We start from the raw sequence: 2,094 nt of genomic DNA, 5'->3' as shown, positions 1-2,094 counted from the left end.
GGGACGTCGATCTTCAGGTTGTGTAGCGCGGCGACGCCGCGCACCGCATCGTTGATCGCATCTCCTTCCCGGCGGCACTGCCGCAGGATCTGATAGTCCTTGAGCCGGGCCAGAACATGCTCGACGACGGCCCGGCGTCGCCGGAACCGCTTGTAGGTCCAGTCCCGGATAATCCTCCCGTCCGGGCCCCGGGCCGGGACCGGGTCAGGGCACAGCCCCAGTAGCCGCCATCGCCGGAACAGGCGCGGATACCCGGCGGCCACCGGATCCTTGGCAGGGTTTCGCGGAAGACGACGAGTCGTTCCGGTTGCGGGCCAGGCGTCGCCGACCGCGATCACGCACCGGTCCCGGACGATGACCTGGACGTTGACGCCGCGCCGGTAGTTCTTGGATTTCTTGGTCCGCTTCTGGTCGTAGACCGAGATCAGGGTGCCGTCGGCGATCCACAGCTCGCGCTTGTCTTTCGGGGGCGGGCCCAGGAGTTTGCTCAGGTGCGGGGCGAGGTCTTTGACCATGCGGTGCGCGGCCGAGTCGAAGGTCGCCAACAGCGAGCCCAGCTGGCGCAGCGTCAGGCTGGTCCGATACGACAGGACCAGCAGCAGGACCCGGTCGGCGAATGCCGGGCCCCAGGGATGCCCGCGGCGCTTGTCCGCGCGGACATGCCGGAGCTTCTTGATCAGGGGCAGGAACTGGGCGCCGGACAGTCCGGTCCAGACCCCTAGCTCAGCCGAGGTGCGGGCGGCGAAACGCATTCGCAGCACGGCTGCACCGTAACCGCGAATACCGGCCACCCGCTATCGACTGATGGTGAGAGTCGGTTACCTTCCGTCGTCGCCCGTCGCCCGTGGGAGTGGGTGATGGAAATGAAGTTTTGTCAGTGGTCTCTGTCATGGTGGAATCATGGCCGTGACGGGAGTGACACGTGGGGTGACTGGGAGCGTCGATGCCGGCCTGCCCGGCAGCCTCTCCTCGTCGTCCTCGTCGTCCTCGTCGTCCTCGTCGGCGCCACGGCGGTTCCGGGGGAAGAACAAACAGCCCGCGTGGAAACGCGACAAAGACGGGCCGGTCTCGGTGATCCGCCTGCCCCTGTCCGTGACCACCCCGGGCGACCGGCGCCGTCTGGAGCAGCTGTTTTCCGCGATGTGGCAGATCAAACGCGCGCTACGCCGGGACGCGGCGAACATGGTGGCCGCCTACTGGCACGGCGACCGGCGCCGGGTCGCCGACGAACCCGCGTGGCGACGCGAGCTGGGCCTGTCCCGCACCGGCCTGGAGCAGCGCGGCTACGCGCATCTGGACGCGGCCGGGCACCTGAAGGCCCACCTCACCAAGGCCCTGGTCATGCACCAGGCCGACGAGGTCTGGACCGGGGTGGAACGGCACCTGTTCGGCGACGCGGCCGGGCGGCGGGCCGGGGCCCCACGCCGCAGACTGCCGTGGTGGGACTACACCCGGATCCCGGGCCGGGCCCGCTCCCACACCAGCCCACGCAAATGGGAGACCTTCCGCCTGCACGGCACCCTGGAGGGGCATCTGGCCGCCTACGGCGTCCCCGGCATTCCCAGTGTTCCCGGTGTTCCCGGCGGCACGACTATCGACCGGGGTGCCGACGTGATGGGGGCCGGGGAGTCGGTGCTGGCGCAGCCGCGCCGGATGCCGGTCCCGCCGGCGTCGGCGGCGGCGGTGGGCCGGGCGGCCGGTTCGTGGTGGGACCATGCCGGGCCGCTCGTTGTCGTGTTCTCCGGCGGGCCCGCCGGCCGGAGAGGGGACCTGGTGCTGCCGGTCCGGCTGCCGCAGGGCGCGGGCCGGTGGCCCTTCCTGAGCCATTATCTGGCCGATCCTGCCCGCTGGCACAAGATCGATCTGGTGCGGGTCGCTGACCCGGCCGTGCCGGGCGGGTGGCGGTATGAGGCGCATCTGCTGGTCCTCGGGGCGGGGTATGCGGCCCCGGCGACCCGGGCCCGCCGCGCGAGGGTGGCCGGGCTGGACCGGATCGGCGGGGTCGACGCGAACGTGTCCAACTTGTCGGTGGTCTCCTTCCCCGCGACCGCCACCACCGCGGGCAATGCCACGGCGGGCAATGCCACGGCGGGC

The 2,094-nt window shown here is 71.0% G+C and carries 2 protein-coding genes; one reads left to right on the top strand and one right to left on the bottom strand.

The annotated features are described in order from the left end of the window. Positions 1 to 761, bottom strand: a 761-nt coding sequence (locus ABGB08_RS54410) for a hypothetical protein (protein WP_347608415.1), incomplete at its 3' end; no start/stop codon positions are given. A 166-nt stretch (positions 762 to 927) separates the two neighbouring features. Between ABGB08_RS54410 and ABGB08_RS54405 the strand changes: the two genes are divergently transcribed. Continuing rightward, positions 928 to 2,094 (top strand): hypothetical protein (locus ABGB08_RS54405; protein ID WP_347608412.1); only part of this gene is annotated, 1,167 nt, incomplete at its 3' end.

Origin of the sequence: Acrocarpospora sp. B8E8 (genome assembly GCF_039871605.1) — a bacterium.
GTDB lineage: Bacteria > Actinomycetota > Actinomycetes > Streptosporangiales > Streptosporangiaceae > Acrocarpospora > Acrocarpospora macrocephala.
Note: the sequence above shows the minus strand (reverse complement) of the source record. Positions and strands in the feature narration are given on the sequence as shown.